General features: G+C 68.5%; 16 protein-coding genes and 1 pseudogene. 10 read left to right on the top strand and 7 right to left on the bottom strand.

The genetic code is table 11. The features are described 5' to 3' along the window. Positions 1-65 precede the first annotated feature (65 nt). The 3 genes from NLX86_RS09955 to NLX86_RS09945 all read right to left on the bottom strand — a co-directional run bounded on the left by NLX86_RS09955 (position 66) and on the right by NLX86_RS09945 (position 5,069). Positions 66-272, bottom strand: a complete 207-nt coding sequence (locus NLX86_RS09955) for a DUF397 domain-containing protein (protein WP_254371257.1) — start codon at positions 270-272, stop codon at positions 66-68. After that, on the bottom strand, positions 256-1,101 hold the full coding sequence (locus NLX86_RS09950; RefSeq protein ID WP_254371256.1) for a helix-turn-helix transcriptional regulator: 846 nt from the start codon (positions 1,099-1,101) through the stop codon (positions 256-258). The genes NLX86_RS09955 and NLX86_RS09950 overlap by 17 nt, the downstream gene beginning before the upstream one ends. A gap of 122 nt (positions 1,102-1,223) precedes the next feature. Beyond that, complete coding sequence (locus NLX86_RS09945) at positions 1,224-5,069, bottom strand: GH92 family glycosyl hydrolase (RefSeq protein ID WP_254371255.1); 3,846 nt, start codon at positions 5,067-5,069, stop codon at positions 1,224-1,226. A gap of 470 nt (positions 5,070-5,539) precedes the next feature. Between NLX86_RS09945 and ngcE the strand changes: the two genes are divergently transcribed. From ngcE to NLX86_RS09895, 10 genes are all read left to right on the top strand, one after another. Further along, positions 5,540-6,988, top strand: a complete 1,449-nt coding sequence (gene ngcE / locus NLX86_RS09940) for an N-acetylglucosamine/diacetylchitobiose ABC transporter substrate-binding protein (protein ID WP_254371254.1) — start codon at positions 5,540-5,542, stop codon at positions 6,986-6,988. 52 nt (positions 6,989-7,040) lie between these two features. Next, positions 7,041-7,964 (top strand): carbohydrate ABC transporter permease, encoded by a 924-nt coding sequence (locus tag NLX86_RS09935; RefSeq protein ID WP_254371253.1) that lies wholly within the window; start codon positions 7,041-7,043, stop codon positions 7,962-7,964. Then, positions 7,964-8,911: a carbohydrate ABC transporter permease gene (locus NLX86_RS09930; RefSeq protein WP_254371252.1), complete on the top strand. Its 948-nt coding sequence runs from the start codon at positions 7,964-7,966 to the stop codon at positions 8,909-8,911. The genes NLX86_RS09935 and NLX86_RS09930 overlap by 1 nt, the downstream gene beginning before the upstream one ends. 218 nt (positions 8,912-9,129) lie before the next feature. Then, positions 9,130-10,329 (top strand): ROK family transcriptional regulator, encoded by a 1,200-nt coding sequence (locus NLX86_RS09925; protein ID WP_254371251.1) that lies wholly within the window; start codon positions 9,130-9,132, stop codon positions 10,327-10,329. 120 nt (positions 10,330-10,449) lie between these two features. After that, positions 10,450-11,562, top strand: a complete 1,113-nt coding sequence (locus NLX86_RS09920; protein WP_254371250.1) for a substrate-binding domain-containing protein — start codon at positions 10,450-10,452, stop codon at positions 11,560-11,562. Positions 11,563-11,736: 174 nt separating this feature from the next. Then, complete coding sequence (locus NLX86_RS09915; RefSeq protein WP_254371249.1) at positions 11,737-12,525, top strand: ATP-binding cassette domain-containing protein; 789 nt, start codon at positions 11,737-11,739, stop codon at positions 12,523-12,525. Further along, on the top strand, positions 12,522-13,811 hold the full coding sequence (locus NLX86_RS09910) for a sugar ABC transporter permease (RefSeq protein WP_254371248.1): 1,290 nt from the start codon (positions 12,522-12,524) through the stop codon (positions 13,809-13,811). Before NLX86_RS09915 ends, NLX86_RS09910 begins: the two co-directional genes overlap by 4 nt. A gap of 168 nt (positions 13,812-13,979) precedes the next feature. Beyond that, a complete protein-coding gene (gene dxs, locus NLX86_RS09905) occupies positions 13,980-15,914 on the top strand; it encodes a 1-deoxy-D-xylulose-5-phosphate synthase (RefSeq protein WP_254371247.1) in 1,935 nt (644 codons plus the stop codon). 195 nt (positions 15,915-16,109) lie between these two features. Further along, positions 16,110-17,609, top strand: coding sequence for an amino acid permease (locus tag NLX86_RS09900; protein WP_254371453.1), 1,500 nt, complete (start codon positions 16,110-16,112; stop codon positions 17,607-17,609). 106 nt (positions 17,610-17,715) lie between these two features. Next, complete coding sequence (locus tag NLX86_RS09895) at positions 17,716-19,203, top strand: glycosyltransferase family 39 protein (RefSeq protein ID WP_254371246.1); 1,488 nt, start codon at positions 17,716-17,718, stop codon at positions 19,201-19,203. Here NLX86_RS09895 and NLX86_RS09890 read toward each other — a convergent pair. From NLX86_RS09890 to NLX86_RS09875, 4 genes and pseudogenes are all read right to left on the bottom strand, one after another. Continuing rightward, positions 19,195-19,581 carry an NTP pyrophosphohydrolase gene (locus NLX86_RS09890; RefSeq protein ID WP_254371245.1) on the bottom strand — a complete coding sequence of 129 codons (387 nt, stop codon included), beginning with the start codon at positions 19,579-19,581 and terminating at the stop codon, positions 19,195-19,197. The genes NLX86_RS09895 and NLX86_RS09890 overlap by 9 nt on opposite strands. A gap of 100 nt (positions 19,582-19,681) precedes the next feature. Continuing rightward, positions 19,682-21,835, bottom strand: coding sequence for a 3-hydroxyacyl-CoA dehydrogenase NAD-binding domain-containing protein (locus tag NLX86_RS09885; RefSeq protein WP_254371244.1), 2,154 nt, complete (start codon positions 21,833-21,835; stop codon positions 19,682-19,684). Positions 21,836-21,908: 73 nt separating this feature from the next. Then, the gene (locus NLX86_RS09880; RefSeq protein ID WP_254371243.1) at positions 21,909-23,153 is read right to left on the bottom strand and encodes an acetyl-CoA C-acyltransferase; all 1,245 of its coding nucleotides are present in this window, start codon (positions 23,151-23,153) and stop codon (positions 21,909-21,911) included. Positions 23,154-23,305: 152 nt separating this feature from the next. Then, positions 23,306-23,649 (bottom strand): annotated as a pseudogene (locus tag NLX86_RS09875) (IS200/IS605 family accessory protein TnpB-related protein); the annotation flags it as partial.

The raw sequence follows: 23,649 nt of genomic DNA, 5'->3' as shown, positions 1-23,649 counted from the left end.
GCAGAGGTGCCCATGGCGCAGCAAGGGCCGTGCGGGTTGGTCCTGACGCGTTGAGCCCTTACGGATCAGAGAGTGCCGTTCTTGATGGCGGTGACGAAGGAGGCCCAGCCCGCGGCCCGAAAAACGAGCGGGGGGCGCCCGGGGTCCTTGCTGTCGCGGACGGGCATGACGCCGGGGCAGTCGTCGGCGACCTCGACGCAGTTGCCGCCATCGCCGTTGCTGTAGGACGACTTGCGCCAGGCGGCGGTACTCAGGTCATGTGCGGTGCTCATGTGTCGTGTAGTCCTTCGCCGCCGACTCGATCAGGGCCAGGGACGCCTCCGGCGACAGCGCGGCGGCCCTGGCCAGATCGTAGGCCGATTGGTACTGGGCGACCAGAGCGGGTTCCTCGACGAGTTGGCCGGTATAGGCGCCTTCGGTGTAGACGACGGGCGGCTCGTCACTGAACTCCATCAGGGACACGTTGGTGTTCAGGAACGGATGCGGACCGGCGCTGAAGGGCAGTACCTGGAGCACCACATGCGGCCGTGCATGTGACGCCTCCACGAGATGAGTGAGCTGCCCGCGCATGATGGCCGGACCGCCCACCGGGACGCGGAGCATGGCCTCGTGGACGATGACCCAGAACACCGGCGCTGCGAGCGAGTCGAGCAGCTGCGCCCGTTCCATCCGGGCGCTGACGTGCCCCTCGATCACCGACTGCGTGGCAAACCGGTGCGCGCCTCGGGTCAGTGCCCGGGCGTAGGACTCCGTCTGCAACAGTCCCGGAACCAGGATCGACGCGTACTCGCTGATCGTCGTCGCCCGCTGCTGCAAGTCCGCCGCGTCGGCGAAGTACTCCGCCACCTTCGACTTACGGGCGAGGCGGCACAGGCGCTGAAGATGCTCACCGCTTCCCAGCACTCCGTCGAGCAGTCTCGACAAGTCGAGTTGAGGCCGCCGCGTCGCCGCCTCCAGCTGGCCGATGTACGCGCCGGAGCAGAAGACCCGCTCCCCGACCTGCTCCTGGGAGAGGCCGCCGCCCTCGCGCAGGCGGCGCAGCTCTGAGCCGTAGAACGACCTCGGGTCGGTGTACGGATCGATGCTCTTGGGCTGGGGCATGGGCAACGCTCCCTTCGCGCAGAACGAGCGTAGCCGTCCGTGGTCACGTTGCGCGTACGAATGGTGACAAGGAGGTGGAGGGAGGATCGGCCGCCGGACCGGTCCTCCCCCGTACCCCTGGGCTATCCCAGAAGTTCGATCTCGGCGAGGGTCGCCGATCCGTCCGGTACCAGCCGGTACTTCTCATACGTGCCGGGGCGCGCGACCGTGAAGGCCCGGGTCTGCTTGTCCCAGGCGAAGGACTCACCCGAGCGCTTGTCCAGCTCCGTCCACGTTTCGCCGTCGTTCGAGCCTTGCAGCATCCACCCCTTCGGGGCCTTCGCCCGGTCCGACGAGGTGAGGGTGTACTGCACGGCGCGGGCCGCCGACTCCACCCGTAGGTCCGTGGACTCGAACATCGCCTCCGTCGCCGACGAGTTGTCCGACAGCGGGCCGTTCCCGGCCAGGACGTCACCGGCCGGCGCCGGCACCTTGTCGTCCTGGGTGATCGAGACCGGGGCCGCGTTCCTCCCCGTGCCCCACGACGAGGGCCGGGAGCCCATCGCGAAGTCCAGCGTGCCGCCGCGGGCCAGCAGGTCGTGCGGGAGTGCGGTGGACTTCCACGCCTTGCCGTTGACCAACAGGGCCTGCACGTAGACGTTCCGCGCGCTGTTCTTCGGCGCCCGCACCACCAGCTTCCGGCCGTTGTCCAGATGCACGGTCGCCTTGGTGAAGACGGGCGAGCCGACCGCGTACTCGCCGCTGCCCATCACCAGCGGATAGAAGCCGAGGGCACTGAACAGGTACCAGGCGGACTGCTCGCCGTTGTCCTCGTCGCCGTGGTAGCCCTGGCCGATCTCGCTGCCGGTGTAGAGGCGGGACAGCACCTCGCGGACCTTCTCCTGCGTCTTCCACGGCTGTGCAGCCGCGTTGTACATGTACGTGGCGTGGTGGGCGACCTGGTTGCTGTGCCCGTACATGCCCATCCGTACGTCCCGCGCCTCGGTCATCTCGTGGATGACGCTGCCGTACGAGCCGACGAACTCGGGCGAGGCCGTCTCCGGGGTGGCGAAGTAGGTGTCCAGCTTCTTGCCGAGGCCGGAACGGCCGCCGTAGAGGTTGGCCAGGCCGCGCGAGTCCTGCGGAGCGGTGAAGGCGTAGCCCCAGCCGTTGGTCTCGGTGTAGTCGTAGCCCCAGATCCGCGGGTCGTACTTCTCCGAGGGGACCCGCCAGTCGCCCTTGAGGTCCCGGCCCTGGAAGAAGCCGGCCTGCCCGTCGAAGAGTTTGACGTAGTTACGGGCGCGGTTCAGGAAGTAGGCGGACTCCTCCTTGTAGCGGTCGTTCTTCGTCTTCGCGTAGAGCGCCTGGCCCATCTTCGCGAGCCCGTAGTCGTTGAGGTAGCCCTCCAGGGACCAGGACAGGCCTTCGTGGGTCTTGGTGGAGGCGTAGCCGAGGAAGGGGGAGGTGTCCATGCCCTTGCGGCCGACGCCCGAGCTGGGCGGGGCGACGGTGGCGTTCTTCAGGGCCGCCTCGTATGCCGCTTCGGCGTCGAAGTCCACGCCCTTGACGTACGCGTCGGCGAAGGCGACGTCCGAACTGGTGCCCGTCATCAGGTCGGCGTAGCCGGGGGAGGACCAGCGGGAGATCCAGCCGCCGTCCTTGTACTGCTGGACGAAGCCGTCGACCAGCTCGCCCGCCTTCTTCGGGGTCAGGAAGGAGTACGCGGGCCAGGTCGTCCGGTAGGTGTCCCAGAAGCCGTTGTTGACGTACACCTTGCCGTCGACGATCTTCGCGCCGGTACGGGTCGGGGTGTCCGGGCCGGTCTGCGGGGAGAAGGGGCTGGCGTACTGGTGCTTGGGCTTGGCCTTCGTACCGGTGTTCTCGAAGCCGGAGTTGGGATACAGGTACAGCCGGTACAGGCTGGAGTAGAGGGTGGTCAGCTGGTCGCGGCTCGCGCCCTCGACCTCGACCCGGCCGAGAATGTCGTCCCAGGCGTCCTGGGCATGGTCCTTGATGCGGTCGAAGCGGGTGCCGGCGGGGATCTCTTCGGCGAGGTTCTTCTTGGCCTGGTCGAGGCTGATGAGTGAGGTGGCGATGCGCAGGGTGACGCCCCGGTCCTTGCCGGGCGCGAAGCGCAGATAGCCGGTGACGTCATCGCCGCCGCCCCCGCTCAGCTTTCCGCTCGCGGTGACCGGCGCGTCGAAGACGCCGTACACGAAGAGCCGGGTGGCGCCGGTGGACAGGCCGCTCTTGACGTCGGAGAAGCCGGTGACGGTGGAGTTCTCCGGGTCGAGGGTGAGGCCGCCGTCGCCCGAGACGTTGTCGAAGACGACGCTCGCGTCGTCACCGGGATAGGTGAACCGCATCATGGCCGCGTGGTCGGTCGGGGTCATCTCGGCCTTGAGGCCGTTCTCGAAGGTCACCCCGTAGTAGTGCGGCTTCGCCGTCTCCTTCGTGTGCCGGAAGGGGAGGGCACGGGCTCTGCGGTTCGCGTCCGGGGTGCCGGCCACCGCCGAGGGCATGAGCTGGAACGTCTGCCGGTCGCCCATCCAGGGGCTCGGCTCATGGCTGGCGCTGAAGGCCTGGAGGGTGGGGAGGTTGTCGGCGTTGTTGGCGCGGGCGTAGTCGTACAGCCAGCTGGTGGAGGCGGCGTTGGTCACCGGCGTCCAGAAGTTGAAGCCGTGCGGGACGGCGGTGGCCGGGAAGTTGTTGCCGCGGGAGAAGCCGCCGCTGGAGTTGGTGCCGCGGTTGGTCAGCGCGTAGTCGGACAGATGCGCCAGGCGCTTCTCCCGGGCCATCGGAGCGATGCTGATGTCATCGATCCAGCCCTGGAACTCGGCGGGGCCCTTGGGGGAGTCGTACGCGACAAGGATCCGGTCGATGGTCTTGCCGGCCGCGACCGAGCCGATCCGGGACTCCTTGTGGTTCCACTGGTTGACGTACAGCGTCTTGGAGGCGCCCTGGCCCTGCGGGCTCAGCCGGGCGCCATGCTGGTCGAGGGCCTTGACGTCACTCAGATAGGTGCCGTCGGTGAAGGCGAGGTCGACCGCCACGTTCGTGGCCGGGTAGTTGAGGTCGGTTTCCGGCATGGCGGGGAAGACGCGGTACGACAGTGCGGTGTCCTGCGTGACGGCCGTGTTGACGTCGAAGACCTTGTTGTACGAGTACGCGCGGCCCTGCGGCTTGTGGGTTCCGGCGTAGCGCAGCGCGCGCTTTCCGGTGAAGCCGGCGTTGGCCTTGGCGGTGGGGGAGCCGCTGGGGCCGCGGTCGGGCTGGCTGCGCATGTCCGCGGGGACCGGGGTGCTGGTGTCGCCGTCGGAGAACTGGATGTCCGCGAGCTGTGTGATGCCGGAGGCGCCGTTGTTGCGGGTGATCTCCAGACGATAGTGCCGGTATGCCGTGGAGTCGGCTGCGTCCGGGATGGCGTACGACCTGCTCTGGAAGCGGTTCTCGAACGACTGGCCCTCGCGTGTGTCCAGGACCTTCCAGTCCTTGCCGTCGGTGGAGCCCTTCAGGGTCCAGTCCCTGGGGTCGCGGGGGGCGGCGTCGTTCGCGGAGGTCAGTGCGTACGTCACGACCTTGACCGGTTCGTCCAGGTCGAATTCGAGCCAGGCGGTGGCCTCGAAGGCCAGCCATTTGGTGCTCGACGACAGGTCGACGAGGTTCTCCTTGACCTCGCCGCCACCCTCGTTCTCGGCGCTCGCCCGTACGTCGGTGACCTTGTCGGTGACATTGCCCGGTATTCCACTGCTGAAGCCGCCGTCGATGCCCGAGGCGCGCTTCGTACCATCTAGTCCCGTATCAATGGTATTGCGCCAGTTGGGCTGCACTTCGTCCGCTTCGAAGGATGAGGTGAACTCCCGGTCGACAGAGGCTGGCGGGGCGGGCTGGGCGACGGCGGCTCCCTGGGCGGCCGTCACGACGAGAGCGAATGCGGCGGCCACGAGGGCGACCGCGGGGCCTTGTCCGTGCCGGGGTGGGCTCTGCATCCCGAGTCTGTCCTTCCGCTGTTCGACAACGTTGTCAGCCTGAGGCGCAGGGACCAGTAGGGAGCCAAGTGCACGGTGGTGTCAAGGGTGTTGAGGAGGAATGCCCGAGACCGTGCCCGAGTGGAGGTATGCGGCCGCACCAGGAGACCCGTGGCCCGCACACTCATTCGCCAGGTCTCAACTCGGGAAAGACTGCCGCGCAAACCCGCTTTCGATCTTGCCCCCTCGGCGAGAAGTGGACTATACCTGTCGGCGTCTGGACAGCCGTGGCAACGCGGCGGCGGACGCGGGGGGACAGGGGGCCTGCCGGCAGCTGTTTACGTCACAGCAACTGCCGCACACCTCTAAGTTCTCCCTCATACCCTGCACGACCCAGCTTCAACTGACCGCGGTGGCGGGGCCCTTCGCCAGAGGCGAAGTACGGGCGACCGGTACACCGCCTGAGTCCTGGAGAAGGCGAGGACTTGAGCATGGGATCCACCTCCGCACACAACAACGAGGGCCTTGGCCGTCGCGATCTGATCAAGCGTTCTGCCGCGCTCGGCCTGATCACCGTGCCGACGATGAGCTTCCTTTCCGCGTGTGCCAGCAGCGACAGCGGCAGCGACGAAAAGGTCGAAAAGGGCAAGAAGTCCGCCAAGAATCCGCTCGGTGTCAACGAGAGCGCGCAGCTCGAGGTCGTCATCTTCGACGGCGGCTTCGGCCAGCAGTACGCCCTCGACGCGGAGAAGAAGTACGAGGCGGCCTTCCCGAAGGCGCCCAAGGTCAAGCACCGGGCGACCCAGAAGATCCAGTCGGAGCTGCAGCCGCGCTTCAACGGCGGCACCCCGCCGGACCTGATCGACAACTCCGGTGCCCAGCAGATGGACATGGGCGTCCTGGTCGGCAAGAAGCAGCTCACCGACCTGACCCCGCTGCTGGACGCCCCGTCCCTCGACGACCCGAACAAGAAGGTGCGCGACACGCTGCGCCCGGGAATCGTCGAGATGGGCCAGTTCGACGGTGAGCCGGTCTGGATCCTGTACTACGCCTACACCGTGTACGGCGTCTGGTACTCGCAGACCGCCCTGGAGAAGCTCGACGCCACGTACCCGGAGACCTGGGACGAGATGCTCGCGGTCTGCGAGAAGGCGAAGAAGAAGGGCATCGCCGGCTGGACGTACGCGGGCAAGCACCCGTACTACCTGCCGTTCTCGCTGTACCCGTTCATCGCGAAGATCGGCGGCCGCGAGGTCCTCGACGCGATCGACAACCTGGAGCCCAAGGCCTGGGAGCACCCGGCCGTCAAGGCCGCCTTCGAGGCGTACTACGAGCTCTACAAGAAGGGCTACATCCTCAAGGGCACGCCCGGCATCGACCACATCCAGTCGCAGACGGCCTGGACCAAGGGCGAGGCGCTGTTCATCCCGAACGGCTCCTGGGTGGAGAACGAGGCGGCGAAGACGACGCCGGCCGACTTCAAGATGATGGTGGCCGCGCCGACGGGTCTCGACAAGTCCGACAAGCTGCCGTTCGGCACGATCTGGGCCTCAGGTGGCGAGCCGTTCATCGTCCCGGCCAAGGCGAAGAACGCCGAGGGCGGCATGGAGCAGCTGCGCATCATGCTCAGCGAGGCGTCGTCGCAGAGCTTCACCCAGCAGGTCAAGTCGCTGACCGCGTTCAACGGCGGTACCGACGGCCTCGCGCTCTCCACGGCCATGCAGTCCGGTGTCGACGCGCTGAAGAAGGCCGGCGAGAACGTGGTGAACCCGCGTCTGCAGGACTGGTACGTGAAGCTGCAGAAGGAGCAGATCGGCGTCGCCGGCCTCGGCGAGATGATGGCCGGCCGCGCGACCCCCGCGGAGACCATCAAGAAGATCCAGGGCTTCGCCGACGCGGCTGCCAAGGACCAGTCGATCAAGCACTACAAGCACCAGTGAGCAAGCGTCACCAGCGGCGGCGGCGGCCGTCGGAAGATCGGGGTCGGTAACCATGCAACACGGCAAGTACCGGTTCATCGTGGGGTTCCTGGCAACCCCGCTGGCGTTGTACACCATCTTCGTCATCTGGCCGTTCATCCAGTCCATCTACTACTCGTTCACGGACTGGACCGGCCTGAGCCCGGACTTCAAGATGGTCGGCTTCGACAACTACAGCCGGATGCTGGACGACGACATCTTCTGGAAGTCGTTGCAGCACAGCCTGTGGTTCGCGCTGCTGCTGCCGCTGGTGACACTCGGCCTCGCGCTGTTCTTCGCCTTCATGCTCAATGTCGGCGGGCGGCGCCGCAAGGGCGCCGCCATCGCCGGCGTGCCCGGGTCGTCCTTCTACAAGATCGCGTACTTCTTCCCTCAGGTGCTGTCGATCGCGATCGTCGCGCTGCTGTTCCAGTTCGCGTACAACCCCAAGGACGGCGCGATCAACGGCGCGCTGCGGGCCGTGGGGCTGGACAGTGTCCAGCCGGGCTGGCTCGGTGAGCCCGACCTCGCCCTGTGGTGTGTGATGGCGGTCCTGGTCTGGAGCACGGTCGGCTTCTTCGTCGTGCTCTTCTCCGCGGGCATGGCCTCCATCCCCAAGGACTTCTACGAGGCGGCGCTGCTGGACGGCGCGAGCCGCTTCACCACCTTCTTCAGGATCACCCTGCCGCTGCTGTGGGACACCGTGCAGTCGGGCTGGGTGTACATGGGAATCCTGGCGCTGGGCGCGGAATCCTTCGCCGTCGTCCAGATCATGACCGTGGGTCCCGGCGGACCCGACTACTCCACCACGGTCCTCACGCTGTACGTCTACCAAACGGCGTTCCGTGACGGCCAGGCGGCATACGCGACAACGATCGGCGTCGCCCTGCTCGTCGTCACCCTGGCCTTCGCGGCCGTCGTGATGCGGCTCGGCCGGCGCGAGCGGCTGGAGTTCTGATGAAGACGACTGACACCGTTCCCGCCGGTCCGGCCGGTCCCGCCGGTCCGGCCGGCGTTGCCGAGGACCGGCCGCCCGTGGTGAAGGCGCCCGCCCCGCCGGCTGCGAAGGTGAAGAGCAGCGAGGGCGCGGTCCTCAATGTCTTCTCGCACGGCGTGCTCGTCATCTGGGCGATCCTGGTGGTGCTGCCGCTGCTCTGGGCGGTGATGACGTCCTTCAAGACCGACGCGGACATCTTCACCTCGCCCTGGTCGCTGCCGGACGCGCTGCACTTCGAGAACTGGTCGCGGGCCTGGACGCAGGCGCACATGAGCGACTACTTCCTCAACACCGTCATCGTGGTGGGCGGTTCGCTGGTCGGCACGCTGCTGTTCGGCTCGATGGCGGCCTACGTCCTGGCCCGCTTCGAGTTCCCCGGCAACCGCTTCATCTACTTCCTCTTCATCGGCGGCATGAGCTTCCCGATCATGCTGGCGCTGGTGCCGCTGTTCTTCGTACTGAACAACGTCGCCCTGCTCAACACGCTGCACGGCCTGATCCTGGTCTACATCGCCTACTCGCTGCCGTTCACGGTCTTCTTCCTGACCGCCTTCTTCCGTACGCTGCCGACCTCGGTGGCGGAGGCGGCGCTGATCGACGGGGCCTCGCACACCAGAACCTTCTTCCAGGTCATGCTGCCGATGGCGAAGCCGGGCCTGATCAGCGTCGCGATCTTCAACTTCCTGGGGCAGTGGAACCAGTACATGCTGCCGACGGTGCTCAACACCGACCCGGAGAAGAAGGTGCTCTCCCAGGGCCTGGTCGAGCTCGCGGTCAGCCAGGGGTACAAGGGCGACTGGTCCGGGCTCTTCGCCGGTCTGGTGATGGCGATGCTGCCGGTCCTCGCGGCGTACATCGTCTTCCAGCGCCAGGTGGTCGCCGGTCTGACGGCGGGGGCGCTGAAGTAGGGGCCCACCGGGATTTCGACGCGGGCAGAACCGCCCACCCGGCCACTGGCCGGGTGGGCGGTTCTGTGTGTTCTTGCCCCGCTCAAGGTCTTGACGGGAGGCGAGCCGAAAGCGTCAGCTTAGAGTTCACAAGTTGGAGATACGTCGGGGTCTCATAGGGGCGGCCCCGACCGGGGGCGGTGGTCGTGCCGCCCGCCAAGGTCAGGAGTGGATGAGTCGTGGAGACTCCGGGGTCGCAGTCTTCTCTGCACCGGGCCAACCTCGAGCGGGTGGTGCGCGCGGTGCGCTTGGCCGGTTCGCTCACCCAGGCGGAGATCGCCCGCAGCACCGGACTTTCGGCGGCCACGGTCTCCAATATCGTCCGCGAGCTCAAGGACGGGGGAACCGTCGAGGTCACGCCGACCTCGGCGGGTGGCCGCAGGGCCCGCAGCGTCTCGCTCAGCGGTGACGCGGGCATCGTCATCGGGGTCGATTTCGGTCATACCCATCTGCGGGTGGCGGTCGGGAATCTGGCGCACCAGGTGCTCGCCGAGGAGTCCGAGCCGCTGGATGTGGACGCCTCGTCCGCGCAGGGCTTCGACCGGGCGGAGGAGCTGGTCAAGCACCTGATCGGCACGGTCGGTGTGGGCCTGGACAAGGTGATCGGCGTCGGGCTCGGCGTGCCGGGCCCCATCGACGTCGAGTCGGGCACCCTCGGCTCCACCTCGATCCTGCCGGGCTGGACCGGCATCCATCCCAGCGACGAGCTGTCGGGCCGCCTCGGTGTCCCGGTGTACGTCGACAACGACGCCAACCTCGGCGCGCTGGGCGAGCTCGTCTGGGGCAGCGGACGCGGGGTGAAGGACCTCGCGTACATCAAGGTCGCCAGCGGTGTCGGCGCCGGCCTGGTGATCAGCGGCCAGATCTACCGCGGGCCGGGCGGTACGGCGGGGGAGATCGGGCACATCACGCTCGACGAGTCGGGTCCGGTGTGCCGCTGCGGCAACCGTGGGTGCCTGGAGACGTTCACCGCCGCGCGGTACGTACTGCCGCTGCTGCAGCCCAGCTACGGGGCCGAGCTGACCATGGAACGCGTGGTCCAACTGGCCCGTGAGGGCGATCCCGGCTGCCGCCGCGTGATCGGGGACGTCGGTCGCCACATCGGCAGCGGTGTGGCCAACCTCTGCAACCTGCTCAATCCCAGTCGGGTTGTGCTGGGCGGAAATCTGGCCGAAGCGGGAGAATTGGTCCTCGGACCGATACGAGACTCGGTCTCCCGGTACGCGATTCCCAGCGCGGCCCGTCAGCTGTCCGTTCTGCCCGGGGCGCTCGGTGGACGTGCCGAGGTATTGGGCGCGTTGGCCCTCGTGCTGAGCGAAATGGGCGATTCTACCCTTCTGGACAGCTCGGTTCCTGTCGGGACGCCTGCCTTCACTTAGATAACGAATGGCACCGTTGTCATCTCGTTAAAGATTTACTCCTTGACGGTGACGATGGGGCCGAGTTGACTTCGAGCCACCTCGGCCGCACTGTCGCGGCCTCGTCAGGGAGGTTTCTGTATGAACACGCAGATGCGTCGTGCCGCCGTGGCCGTGGCCGCCACCGCAATGGCTGTCTCGCTCGCCGCTTGTGGCAGCGCGAAAGAGGCGGGCGACAACGGCACGGCGACCGGTGCCGGCAAGGGCGACGCGATCAAGATCGGTCTGCTCCTTCCGGAGAACCAGACCGCGCGGTACGAGAAGTTCGACAAGCCGCTCATCGAGAAGAAGATCAGCGAGCTGACCAACGGCAAGGGCGAGGTCGTCTACGCCAACGCCAAGCAGGACGCGACCCTGCAGACGCAGCAGGTCGACACGATGATCACCAACAAGGTCGACGCCCTGATCGTGGACGCGGTCGACTCCAAGGCCATCGCCGGCAGCGTGAAGAAGGCCAAGGACGCGGGCATCCCGGTCGTCGCCTTCGACCGTCTCGCCGAGGGCCCGATCGACGGCTACACCTCCTTCGACAACGAAGAGGTCGGCCACGTCCAGGGCAAGGCGCTCCTCGACGCCCTGGGCGACAAGGCCAAGGGCGGCCAGATCGTGATGATGAACGGCGCGATCACCGACCCGAACGCCGCCCTCTTCAAGAAGGGCGCACACGCCGAGCTCGACGGCAAGGTGAACGTCGGCAAGGAGTACGACACCAAGGAGTGGAAGCCGGAGAACGCCAACGCCAACATGGAGGCGGCGATCTCGGCCCTTGGCAAGGACAAGATCATCGGTGTCTACTCCGCCAACGACGGCATGGCCGGCGGCATCATCACCGCCCTGAAGGCCGCCGGCTTCGCCAAGCTCCCGCCGGTCACCGGCCAGGACGCGGAGATCGCCGGTGTGCAGCGGATCGTCGCGGGTGAGCAGTTCGCGAGCGTCTACAAGCCGTACGCGCCGGAGGCCGCGGCCGCCGCGGAGATGGCCGTCGCCCTCGCCAAGGGCGAGAAGCTCGACTCCATCGCCAAGGAGAAGGTCGACAGTCCCACCAACAAGGGCATCCCGTCCGTGCTCGTCCCGGTCGTCTCGCTGACCAAGGACAACATCGGTGACACCGTCATCAAGGACGGCGTGTACACCGTCGCCGAGATCTGCACCCCGAAGTACAAGGCCGCCTGCGACGCACTCGGCCTGAAGTAGATCCCAGAAGCCCTGTCCGGTGCCCGGCCCCCTTCCAGCCCCCGCTATCGGGGCCGGCACCGGACAGAAACGCTTCTCCCGGCTGATCGCCCGATCACCGACTGTTCGCTTCTGCTCAACCCACCGCGCCCCTTCCCCCGGCGCGGCATCCCCGCCGGTCAGGCGGCGAAGGAGATGGTTCACGTGTCCGCTACGCCCGTGCTGGCGTTGCGCGGGGTCTCAAAGCGCTTCGGTGCCGTTCAGGCACTCACCGATGTAGAGCTTGAGGTCCACGGCGGCGAGGTGGTCGCCCTTGTCGGCGACAACGGCGCCGGAAAGTCCACGCTGGTCAAGACGATCGCCGGCGTGCACCCCATCGATGAAGGCGTCATCGAATGGGAAGGCGAGTCCGTATCGATCGGCAAGCCGCACGACGCCCAGAACCTGGGCATCGCGACCGTCTACCAGGACCTCGCGCTGTGCGACAACATCGATGTGGTCGGCAACCTCTACCTCGGCCGGGAGCTCCGCAAGCGCGGTGTCCTGAACGAGGTCGAGATGGAGCGCCGCGCCCGCGAGCTCCTCACCACGCTCTCGATCCGCATCCCGAGCGTCCGCATCCCGATCGCCTCGCTCTCCGGCGGCCAGCGCCAGACTGTGGCCATCGCCCGGTCGATGCTCGGCGAGCCGAAGCTCGTCATCCTCGACGAGCCCACCGCGGCCCTCGGTGTCGAGCAGACCGCGCAGGTCCTCGACCTGGTCGAGCGGCTGCGCGAGCGAGGCCACGCGGTCATCCTCATCAGCCACAACATGGCCGATGTGAAGGCAGTCGCCGACAAGGTGGCCGTCCTCCGGCTGGGCCGGAACAACGGTGTCTTCGACGTGAAGTCCACCTCGCAGGAAGAGATCATCTCCGCCATCACCGGCGCCACGGAGAACGCCGTGACCCGTCGTGCGGCGCGCAGCACGGAGGTTCAGAAGTGAACACCGAAAAGACCTCCGCCCACTCCGACGCGCCCGTCGTCAACCCGGAGGCCGCCCACGACGCGCTCACCGCGGTCGACCCCCGGCTGCTGGTCCGCGAGCAGGGCTTCGCCGGCTACATCTCGGAGTTCAAGCGCAAGCTGCACGCCGGTGATCTGGGCTCGATCCCCGTGGTCATCGGCCTGGTCATCATCGCCGCGATCTTCCAGAGCCTGAACTCGAACTTCCTCTCCGCGCAGAACCTCAGCAACATCGCCGTCACGATGGTCGGCACCGGAATGATGGCCGTCGGCATCATCTTCGTGCTGCTGCTCGGGGAGATCGACCTGTCGGTCGGTGCGGTCAGCGGTGTGTCCGGCGCGATCGTCGCGGTCCTGAGCGTCACCCACGGCATGAACGAGTGGCTCGCCGTGATCGTCGCCATCGTCGGCGGCGCGCTCATCGGCGCGCTCCACGGCTTCTTCTTCGCCCGGATCGGTGCCCCTGCCTTCGCCGTCACGCTGGCCGGCCTGCTGTTCTGGCAGGGCTTCATGCTCCAGCTCCTCGGTGACCAGGGCACCATCAACCTGGACAGCGAAGGTGTCGTCGGCAGGCTGACCACGTACTACTTCTCGGACGTGGCGGCCGCCTACGGCCTCGCCGCGGTCGCGGTGGCCGGCTTCTTCCTCTCGACCTTCTTCGACAACCGTCGTCGTGAGGCCGCCGGGGTCCCGTCCCGGCCGGTCATCGACATCGTGATGCGTACGGTGCTGCTCGCGGTGGTCGCATTCGCCGCCGCGATCATGTTCAACCAGTACAAGGGCCTGCCGCTGGCGCTGGTCCTCTTCCTGGTGGTGCTGGTCGTGACGGACTTCGTACTGCGCCGCACCGCGTACGGCCGCAAGATCTTCGCGCTCGGCGGCAGCGTCGAGGCCTCCCGGCGGGCGGGTATCAACGTCACGGCGATCCGCATCTCGGTCTTCTCGATCGCGGGCACCTTCGCCGCCATCGGCGGCCTGTTCTGGGCCTCCAAGATCGCGGCCGCGAACCAGAGCGCCGGTGCCGGTGACCTGTTGATGAACGTGATCGCTGCGGCCGTCATCGGCGGCACCAGCCTGTTCGGCGGACGCGGCCGGACCTGGAACGCACTGCTCGGTGTCATGGTGATCGTCTCGATCCAGTACGGGCTGGCGCTGGAAGGCATCGCCACGCCGATCCAGTTCATGATCACCGGTGGTGTCCTGCTGGCGACCGTCGTGATCGACTCCGTCACGCGCAAGACGCAGAAGACCGCAGGCCGCGCCTGACCGCGGTCCCGCAGAGCACGTGCCCGGCGCCGCACTCGGCGCCGGGCACCTCTGCGTGTTCAGCCGTATGCGTGACGTACATCGCACCGCCCGGTGCCCCCGGTCGTGGACGGAACATTAGACTCAGCGGACCGGTACGCATAAGCGTTCAACTGCAAGGAGGCACGGGTGGCCCTGCTGACCCGCATCACGGGACCGCGCGATCTGGACCGGCTCAGCCCGGAGCAGCTGGACCAGCTGGCCGCGGAGATCAGAGCCTTTCTCGTCGACGCGGTGTCCAAGACCGGCGGTCACCTCGGCCCCAACCTCGGCGTGGTGGAACTGACCATCGCGCTGCACCGGGTCTTCGACTCCCCGAAGGACAAGGTCCTCTTCGACACGGGTCACCAGTCGTACGTGCACAAGCTGCTCACGGGCCGTCAGGATTTCGCGAGGCTGCGTGCCAGGGGCGGCCTGTCCGGCTACCCGTCGCGCGCCGAGTCCGCGCACGACGTCATCGAGAACAGCCACGCCTCCACCGTGCTCGGCTGGGCCGACGGCCTCGCCAAGGCCAACGAGGTCCTGAAGAAGGACGACCATGTCGTCGCCGTGATCGGCGACGGCGCGCTCACCGGCGGCATGGCCTGGGAGGCGCTGAACAACATCGCCGCCGCCAAGGACCGCCCGCTGGTCATCGTGGTCAACGACAACGAGCGTTCGTACTCCCCGACCATCGGCGGGCTCGCGAACCACCTCGCCACCCTGCGGACCACCGACGGCTACGAGCGCTTCCTCGCCCGTGGCAAGGAGATCCTGGACCGTACCCCGGTCGTCGGAAAGCCGCTCTACGAGACGCTGCACGGCGCGAAGAAGGGCCTGAAGGACTTCATCGCCCCGCAGGGCATGTTCGAGGACCTCGGCCTGAAGTACGTCGGTCCGATCGACGGCCACGACATCGAGGCCCTGGAGTCCGCCCTCGCACGCGCCAAGCGTTTCGGCGGCCCGGTCATCGTCCACTGCATCACCGAGAAGGGCCGCGGCTACAAACCCGCCGAGCAGGACGAGGCCGACCGCTTCCACGGCATCGGCCCGATCCACCCCGACACCGGACTGCCCGTCAACACCGCGGCTGCCAGCTGGACCTCGGTCTTCGGCGACGAGATGGTCAAGCTCGGCCACGACCGCGACGACGTCGTCGCCATCACCGCGGCCATGCTGCAGCCGGTCGGCCTGAAGAAGTTCGCCGACACCTTCCCGGACCGGATCTACGACGTCGGCATCGCCGAGCAGCACGGCGCTGTCTCCGCGGCGGGCCTGGCCACCGGCGGACTGCACCCGGTCTTCGCGGTGTACGCGACGTTCCTCAACCGAGCCTTCGACCAGGTCCTGATGGATGTGGCCCTGCACAAGTGCGGGGTCACGTTCGTCCTCGACCGGGCCGGCGTCACCGGCGACGACGGCGCCTCGCACAACGGCATGTGGGACATGTCGATGCTGCAGTGCGTCCCCACCCTGCGCATCGCCGCCCCGCGCGACGCCGAACAGCTGCGCGCCCAGCTGCGCGAGGCCGTCGAGGTCGACGACGCCCCGACCGTCGTCCGCTACTCCAAGGGCGTGGTCGGCCCGGCCGTCCCCGCCGTGGGCCGGCTCGGCGGCATGGACGTCCTGCGCAACGCCGCCGGCGACACCCGGGACGTCCTGCTGGTCTCCGTCGGCGCACTCGCCCCGATGTGCCTGGAGATCGCCGGCCTGCTCGACAAGCAGGGCATCTCGACCACTGTCGTCGACCCGCGCTGGGTCAAGCCGGTCGACGAGGCGCTCGCGCCGCTCGCCGAGCAGCACCGCGTCGTCGTCACCGTCGAGGACAACAGCCGGGCCGGCGGCGTCGGTTCGGCTGTCGCCCAGGCGCTGCGCGACGCGGGTGTCGACATCCCGCTGCGCGACTTCGGCATCCCGTCGCGCTTCCTCGACCACGCCTCCCGCAAGGAGGTCATGGCCGAGATCGGGCTGACCGCCCCGGACATCGCCCGGCAGGTCACCGGCCTGGTCGCCAAGCTGGACGGCACGTACGAGGACGAGGCCGAGGGCGCCGAGGACGAGCCGGCCGAGGCCGCGCGCGACTGACGACTGACCGGCCGGCAACTGACCGACCGACACTCTCCGGTATCGGATGGGCCGGTAGGGGCACCCTGTATGGGTGGTCCGACCGGCCCATTCGCGTGAAATCCACCCGTACGGAGCCCTGCCGGGCCGCCGATGTCCCGATCATGGCGAGCACGACGAGTGCGTGGAGGTACGCCGGTGAGTACGCAGCAGGACATGGAACCAGCCGGAGGCGGCGTGTTCCGGACCAAAACGGTCGAACAGTCGATCCGTGACACCGAGGAGCCGGAGCACGCGCTCAAGAAGTCCCTCTCCGCGCTGGACCTGACGGTCTTCGGGGTCGGTGTCATCATCGGCACCGGCATCTTCGTCCTCACCGGCGCGGTGGCCAAGAACAACGCCGGTCCCGCCACCGCCCTCGCTTTCGTCGCTGCCGGTGTGGTGTGCGGCCTGGCCGCCCTCTGCTACGCCGAGTTCGCCTCGACGGTGCCGGTGGCCGGGTCGGCTTACACCTTCTCGTACGCCTCCCTGGGCGAGCTGCCCGCCTGGATCATCGGCTGGGACCTGGTCCTCGAATTCGCGCTCGGTACGGCGGTGGTTGCCGTCGGCTGGTCCGGCTATGTCCGGTCGCTGATGGACCACGTCGGCTGGAATCTGCCGACCGGCCTGGCAGGGACGGGAGGGACCGACGACTTCGCCTTCGACCTGCTGGCCTTCCTGCTGGTCCTCCTCCTGACCGGGATCCTCGTCCTCGGCATGAAGCTCTCCGCCCGCGTGACCGCGGTCGTCGTCGCCATCAAGGTGACCGTCGTCCTGGTCGTCATCATCGCGGGTGCCTTCTTCATCAACGGCGCGAACTACGACCCGTTCGTCCCGCCGGCCGAGAAGCAGGCCGGAGGGGCGGGCCTGGATGCCCCGCTCGTCCAGCTGATGTTCGGCTACGAGCCCACGAACTTCGGCGTCATGGGCATCTTCACCGCCGCCTCCGTGGTCTTCTTCGCCTTCATCGGCTTCGACATCGTGGCGACGGCGGCCGAGGAGACCAAGGTCCCGCAGCGGGACATGCCGCGCGGCATCCTCGGGTCGCTCTTCATCTGCACCGTGCTGTACGTCCTCGTGTCGATCGTGGTCACCGGGATGCAGCACTACTCCGAACTGTCGATCGACGCGCCACTTGCCGACGCGTTCAAGGCCACCGGCCACCCCTGGTACGCGGGCTTCATCAGCTTCGGGGCCGCCGTCGGTCTCACCACCGTGTGCATGATCCTGCTGCTCGGCCAGACCCGCGTGTTCTTCGCGATGAGCCGCGACGGGCTCCTCCCACGGTTCTTCTCCCGGGTGCACCCGACCTTCCGCACGCCGTACCGGGCCACGGTCCTGCTCGGGGTGCTCATCGCCGTCATCGCGGGCTTCACCAGCATCGAAGAGCTCGCGACGCTGGTGAACATCGGCACCCTCTTCGCCTTCGTCGTCGTCGCGATCGGCGTGATCATCCTGCGCCGTACCCGCCCCGACCTGCCGCGGGCCTTCCGCACCCCGCTGGTGCCGTTCCTGCCGATCGTCTCCGTCGCCGCCTCGCTGTGGCTGATGATCAACCTGCCGGCCGAGACCTGGGTCCGCTTCGGGATCTGGATGGCCATCGGCATTGTCGTCTACTTCCTGTACGGCCGCCGGAACAGCCGGCTCGGCAGCGACGGCAGCAACGCCACGTACTAGACGCCGTGTGCTAGACGGCCCCGGTTATGCCCGACCCGCGTATTGCCCTGGCGGCCCCGTATGTCCTGCTTCGGTGCGGACTGCGGGGCCGGATAGCTTGACCCCTATGCTCACGGAGCCGCCGCCCCCACTGCGGTACGTACGCGGGGCCGTGCTGCCCCGGCCGAGATGGGTGCCCCGGGCCGGGCCGTCGGCGGTCCGCTTCTGGCCGCGGTTGCTTCCCGTACTCACCGTGCTGGCGCTGATCACCCGTATCCCGTCCTTCCGGCACCCCCTGTGGAACCCGGACGAGGGCTATCTCGCCGTCCAGGCGCGGATACTGGCCGGCGGCGGAGCCCTCTACGACACCGTCGTCGACCGGAAGCCCCCGCTGCTTCCCTGGCTGTACCAGGCGGCGTTCGCCGTGTTCGGCGACGAGTCGCTGCGGCCCCTGAAGGTCCTCGCCGTACTCGCCCAGCTCGGCACCGCGGTCCTGCTCGCCTCGCTCGCCCGGCGCCGGTGGGACGACCGCGCCGGCCGCACCGCGGGCGTCCTCTACCTGTTGGTCTCCATCGGTCTCAACCCCGAGGACGCGCAGGCGGCCACCTTCGAGGTCTTCATGCTGCCCTGCACGGCGGCTGCCCTGTGGTGTGCCGACCGAAGACGGTGGGGAGCGGCGGGCGGCGCGGTGGCGGCGGCCTTCCTGACGAAACAGACCGGTGGGGCGGTGCTGGTCCCGGTTCTCTGGCTGCTCTTGCAGAGCGCCCCCGCCCGAACCGCCGTGATCCGCACCGGCCTCGGGCTGCTCCTCCCGGTCGTGCTGGTGGCGCTGGTCACCGACCCGGCCGGTTTCGTCTTCTGGACGGTGACCGGCTCCACCGCGTACGCGTCCTTCACCGGCTCCGAACTCCATGTGCTCTTCCGGGCGCTGGCGAACTCCGCGCTCCTCGCCACGGCCTGCGCGGGCCTGATCCTCCCGGTCGCACGGGCGCTGCGCCTCGCGCGGCCGGCCGCCGCGGACCTGTGGCTCTGGCTCGGCGCCTCGGCGGCCGCCGTCGTCCTCGGCTTCCACTTCTTCGGCCACTACTACCTGCAACTGATCCCGCCGCTCGCCCTGTTGGGGACGGCGGCGCTGCGGGTCCTGCCCCGCGACCGGCTCGCGACCGCGCTGCTCACCTCGGCGGGCGGCTGCGCGCTGTTCCTGGTGTGGGGACTGCTCGCGCCGCGCCCCGAACTCGCCCACGTACAGCGGCTGGCGGCCGTGGTGGAGGCGAGCACCGGCCCCGGCGACCGTGTCCTCGTGTGGGGGATACATCCGGAGACGTACTGGCTCGCCGACCGGACCCCGGCCAGCCGCTACCTGACCGCGGGGCTGCTGACCAACCACAGCGGCGGCCGCGACGGCCCGCAGGTCGGCGAGAAGTACGCCATCGAGGGCGCCTGGCCGGTGTTCACCGACGAGCTGGCCGAGCACCCGCCGGCCCTGATCGTCGACGACTCCCGCGGCAAACCGTTCGCGCCCGACCGCATCCCGACCCTGCGCCGTCTGCTGGCCGGCCACTACGAGCCGCTGACGACGGTCGACGGCGCGGTTCTCTACACCCGTTCACGCTGAGGGCCGTACGGTACGCGGACCGGCGCACTCCGCCCCCAGCTCCGCCACCCGCCGCCGCAGCTCACGGTCGGCGGTCACCACCAGGCAGGGCCGCCCGGCCGTCGCCGCCATCTCGACAAGCTCCACGATCCGATCGTCGCCGCTGCCGGGCGCGGACTCGACCCGTACTCCCGGAACGGACGCGACGCCGCGGGCCGCGCCCTCGACGACGAGCACGATCTGGAGGGGACCGGGCCGGCCGGGCAGCCCGGCCTCACCGAGTCCGACGAGGCCGTCCCGCAGCCGCTCGGCGGCCCCGCGCCGATCGCGCCACCATCCGTCGGGCACTGAGCCCACCACGTTGGCGGCATCGACGACGACGAGGACGCGATCAGTCATGCACCGACCCTAGGGGCTGTCCGGACGCGACGGCGCCCGCCCGCAGTCAGGCTGCGGACGGGCGCCGTCGGTTTCCGTACGGCCGGGTACGGATGCTTGCTTACGCGGGAACGCTCGCCACGCCCTGCGCCAGGAACTTCTTGCCGTTCACGCGCTCCGAGACGCCCTCGCGGTCCAGGTACGGCGTGATGCCGCCCAGGTGGAAGGGCCAGCCGGCGCCCGTGATCAGGCAGAGGTCGACGTCCTGCGCCTCGGCGACGACACCCTCCGCCAGCATCAGGCCGATCTCCTGCGCCACTGCGTCCAGGACGCGGTCACGGGTCTGCTCCTCGGTCAGGACGGTGTCGCCCTGCTTGAGGAGGGCCGCGACCTCCGGGTCCAGCTCCGGCTTTCCGGAGTCGTAGACGTAGAAGCCGCGCTTGCCCGCCTCGACCACCGCGGCCAGGTTCTCGGAGACCGTGAAGCGGTCCGGGAAGGCCCGGTTGAGGGTCTCGGAGACATGCAGGCCGATCGCCGGACCGACCAGCTCCAGCAGCACCAGCGGGGACATCGGCAGACCGAGCGGCTCGATGGCCTTCTCGGCGGTGGCCACCGGGGTGCCCTCGTCGATGACGTTCTGGATCTCGCCCATGAAGCGGGTCAGGATGCGGTTGACGACGAACGCCGGGGCGTCCTTGCACAGCACCGCGGTCTTCTTCAGCTTCTTCGCGACGCCGAAGGCGGTGGCCAGCGAGGCGTCGTCCGTCTTGTCGCCGCGGACGATCTCCAGCAGCGGGAGGATCGCGACCGGGTTGAAGAAGTGGAAGCCGACGACCCGCTCGGGGTGCTTCAGCTTCGACGCCATCTCGGAGACCGAGAGCGAGGACGTGTTGGTGGCGAGGATCGCGTGCGCCGGGGCGACCGCCTCGACCTCCGCGAACACCTGCTGCTTGACGCCCATCTCCTCGAAGACGGCCTCGATGACGAAGTCGGCGTCGGCGAAGCCCTCGGCCTTGTCCAGCACACCGGTGACAAGGGCCTTGAGGCGGTTGGCCTTGTCCTGGTTGATCCGGCCCTTGCCCAGCAGCTTCTCGATCTCGGCGTGGACGTAGCCCACACCCTTGTCGATGCGCTCCTGGTCGATGTCCGTGAGGACGACCGGCACCTCGAGGCGGCGCAGGAAGAGCAGCGCCAGCTGAGAGGCCATCAGGCCCGCGCCCACGACGCCGACCTTGGTGACCGGGCGGGCGAGCGACTTGTCGGGCGCGCCGGCCGGGCGCTTGGCGCGCTTCTGGACCAGGTTGAAGGCGTAGATGCCGCTCCGCAGCTCGCCGCCCATGATCAGGTCCGCCAGCGCGACGTTTTCAAGTTCAAAGGCAGTCTCGGCGTCGAAGCCGGCCTCGGCGGAGCCGAGGTCCTTGGCGGCGGCGATGATGTCCAGCGCGCGGTACGCGGCCGGAGCGGCGCCGTGCACCTTGGAGTCGGCGATGAACCGGCCGCGCGCGACGGCCTGGTCCCAGGCCTCGCCGCGGTCGATCTCGGCGCGCTCGACGGCGACCTCACCCTTGAGGACGGACGCCGTCCAGATCAGCGACTGCTCCAGGAAGTCCGCGCCCTCGAAGATCGCGTCGGCGATGCCGAGTTCGAAGACCTGAGCGCCCTTCAGCTGCTTGTTCTGGTTGAGCGAGTTCTCGATGATCACCGAGACGGCGCGGTCGGCGCCGATCAGGTTCGGCAGGATCGCGCAGCCGCCCCAGCCCGGGACCAGCCCGAGGAAGACCTCGGGGAGGGAGAAGGCCGGCAGGGCCTTGGAAACCGTGCGGTAGGAGCAGTGCAGACCGACCTCGACACCGCCGCCCATCGCCGCGCCGTTGTAGTACGCGAAGGTGGGGACGGCCAGCGCGGACAGCCGCTTGAAGACGTCGTGGCCGCCCTTGCCGATGGCGAGCGCGTCGGAGTGCTGCTTCAGCAGCTCGACACCCTTGAGGTCGGCGCCGACCGCGAAGATGAACGGCTTGCCGGTGATACCGACGCCGACGATCGCGCCCTCGGCTGCCTCCTTCTCCACCTGGTCGATCGCCGCGTTCAGGTTCGCCAGCGACTGCGGACCGAACGTGGTCGGCTTGGTGTGGTCGAAGCCGTTGTCCAGCGTGATGAGCGCGAACTTGCCCGCGCCCGCCGGGAGGTCGAGGTGGCGTACGTGCGCCTGCGTGACGACCTCGTCCGGGAACAGCTCGGCCGCGCCCTTCAGAAGCTCAGCGGTGGTGGTGCTCATGCCGCTCCCTCGCTTCGCTCGGTCCTGCATTCGCACGTGCTGCGCCTTTCAATTGCTCGCTCGCTACGCTCGCTCACTTGGTGCCTCCGTCGAAGTGCGGGTTCTCCCAGATGACCGTCGCGCCCATGCCGAAGCCGACACACATGGTGGTCAGGCCGTAGCGGACGTGCGGCTGCTCCTCGAACTGGCGGGCCAGCTGCGTCATCAGACGGACGCCGGAGGAGGCCAGCGGGTGGCCGTACGCGATCGCGCCGCCGTACTGGTTGACGCGGGCGTCGTCGTCGGCGATGCCGTAGTGGTCGAGGAAGGCGAGCACCTGGACGGCGAACGCCTCGTTGATCTCGAACAGGCCGATGTCGGAGATCGACAGGCCCGCCTTGGCCAGGGCCTTGTCGGTCGACGGGATCGGGCCGTAGCCCATGACCTCGGGCTCGACCCCGGCGTACGCGAACGAGACGAGACGCATCCTGACCGGCAGGCCCAGCTCGCGCGCGACGTCCTCGGAGGCGAGCAGCGAGGCGGTCGCACCGTCGTTGAGACCGGCCGCGTTGCCCGCGGTGACCCGGCCGTGCGCACGGAACGGCGTCTTCAGCCCGGCCAGCGACTCCAGGGTGGTGCCCGGGCGCATCGGCTCGTCGGCGGTGACCAGGCCCCAGCCGGTCTCGCCGGCTGAACCCGCGGCGGAGCCGCTATCGACAGGGGCGGTACGGCGCACGGAGACCGGCACCAGGTCCTGCTGGATCTTGCCGTTGGCGTATGCCTTGGCGGCCTTCTCCTGTGAGCGGACCGCGTACTCGTCGGCGCGCTGCTTGGTGATCTGCGGGTAGCGGTCGTGCAGGTTCTCGGCCGTCATCCCCATGAACAGGGCGGACTCGTCGACCAGCTTCTCGGAGACGAAGCGCGGGTTGGGATCAACGCCCTCGCCCATCGGGTGGCGGCCCATGTGCTCGACACCACCGGCGACCACGACGTCGTACGCGCCGAAGGCGATCGAACCGGCGGTGGCGGTCACGGCGGTCATCGCGCCGGCGCACATCCGGTCGATGGAGTAACCGGGCACGGACTGGGGCAGCCCGGCGAGAATGCCCGCCGTACGTCCCAGGGTCAGGCCCTGGTCGCCGATCTGCGTGGTCGCGGCGATGGCGACCTCGTCGATACGGGCCGGGTCGAGGTCCGGGTTGCGGCGCAGCAGCTCCCGGATCGCCTTCACGACGAGATCGTCGGCGCGGGTCTCGTGGTAGATGCCCTTCGGGCCCGCCTTGCCGAACGGGGTGCGGACGCCGTCGACGAAGACGACGTCCCTGACGGTACGAGGCACGTTGGCTCTCCTCCAGGTGCGGGATGGCACTGCTGCGGGACGCGCGCTGCTGAGCGCGCGCTCACCCCCTCATGCTACTTGCGGGTAACCAGACTGCACACCCCTGCCGCCCGGAGCGGTGAAGGTCACACTGCGGAACGCGCGAACCGTTCCTAGAGACTGAGCGGGAGTGAGTCTTGTTTCCAAGACTGCTGCTCAGCCGTGCGCCCCGAACGGTGTTGGGCGCACTGGTCCCCTGCTTTCGCTCCGCATCCGGGCCCGGCGCATCGTGTGTGCGGTCCGGGAATGCGGGGGCAGGTTTCCTCACGCCCAAGGACGCCCGGTCGGGCCTGGACGGTCCGATGCCCACGACGATCGCTCTGGTCGTTGTGGGGCGGTGTCGTCCGTCGCCGGATCGGATGTCCCTGGGCGCGCCGTCTGATCGCGATGCTCGCGGCATCGTGACGGGTGGTCTTACGGTTCTTGCTGGTGAGGGGCTTCTGCCAGTGCTGCGCGC

Source organism: Streptomyces sp. A3M-1-3 (assembly GCF_024213665.1).
Classification (GTDB): Bacteria; Actinomycetota; Actinomycetes; order Streptomycetales; family Streptomycetaceae; genus Streptomyces.
This window is presented reverse-complemented; position numbering and strand designations above follow the sequence as displayed.

Excerpts from the sequence above, each read along its gene's own strand:
- NLX86_RS09950 (WP_254371256.1), bottom strand. The coding sequence starts at position 1,101 with ATGCCCCAGCCCAAGAGCATCGATCCGTACACCGACCCGAGGTCGTTC.
- NLX86_RS09935 (WP_254371253.1), top strand. The coding sequence starts at position 7,041 with ATGCAACACGGCAAGTACCGGTTCATCGTGGGGTTCCTGGCAACCCCG.
- NLX86_RS09930 (WP_254371252.1), top strand. The coding sequence starts at position 7,964 with ATGAAGACGACTGACACCGTTCCCGCCGGTCCGGCCGGTCCCGCCGGT.
- NLX86_RS09885 (WP_254371244.1), bottom strand. The coding sequence starts at position 21,835 with ATGAGCACCACCACCGCTGAGCTTCTGAAGGGCGCGGCCGAGCTGTTC.
- NLX86_RS09900 (WP_254371453.1), top strand. The coding sequence starts at position 16,110 with ATGGAACCAGCCGGAGGCGGCGTGTTCCGGACCAAAACGGTCGAACAG.
- NLX86_RS09945 (WP_254371255.1), bottom strand. The coding sequence starts at position 5,069 with ATGCAGAGCCCACCCCGGCACGGACAAGGCCCCGCGGTCGCCCTCGTG.
- NLX86_RS09955 (WP_254371257.1), bottom strand. The coding sequence starts at position 272 with ATGAGCACCGCACATGACCTGAGTACCGCCGCCTGGCGCAAGTCGTCC.
- NLX86_RS09920 (WP_254371250.1), top strand. The coding sequence starts at position 10,450 with ATGAACACGCAGATGCGTCGTGCCGCCGTGGCCGTGGCCGCCACCGCA.
- NLX86_RS09890 (WP_254371245.1), bottom strand. The coding sequence starts at position 19,581 with ATGACTGATCGCGTCCTCGTCGTCGTCGATGCCGCCAACGTGGTGGGC.
- NLX86_RS09915 (WP_254371249.1), top strand. The coding sequence starts at position 11,737 with ATGGTTCACGTGTCCGCTACGCCCGTGCTGGCGTTGCGCGGGGTCTCA.
- NLX86_RS09895 (WP_254371246.1), top strand. The coding sequence starts at position 17,716 with ATGCTCACGGAGCCGCCGCCCCCACTGCGGTACGTACGCGGGGCCGTG.
- ngcE (WP_254371254.1), top strand. The coding sequence starts at position 5,540 with ATGGGATCCACCTCCGCACACAACAACGAGGGCCTTGGCCGTCGCGAT.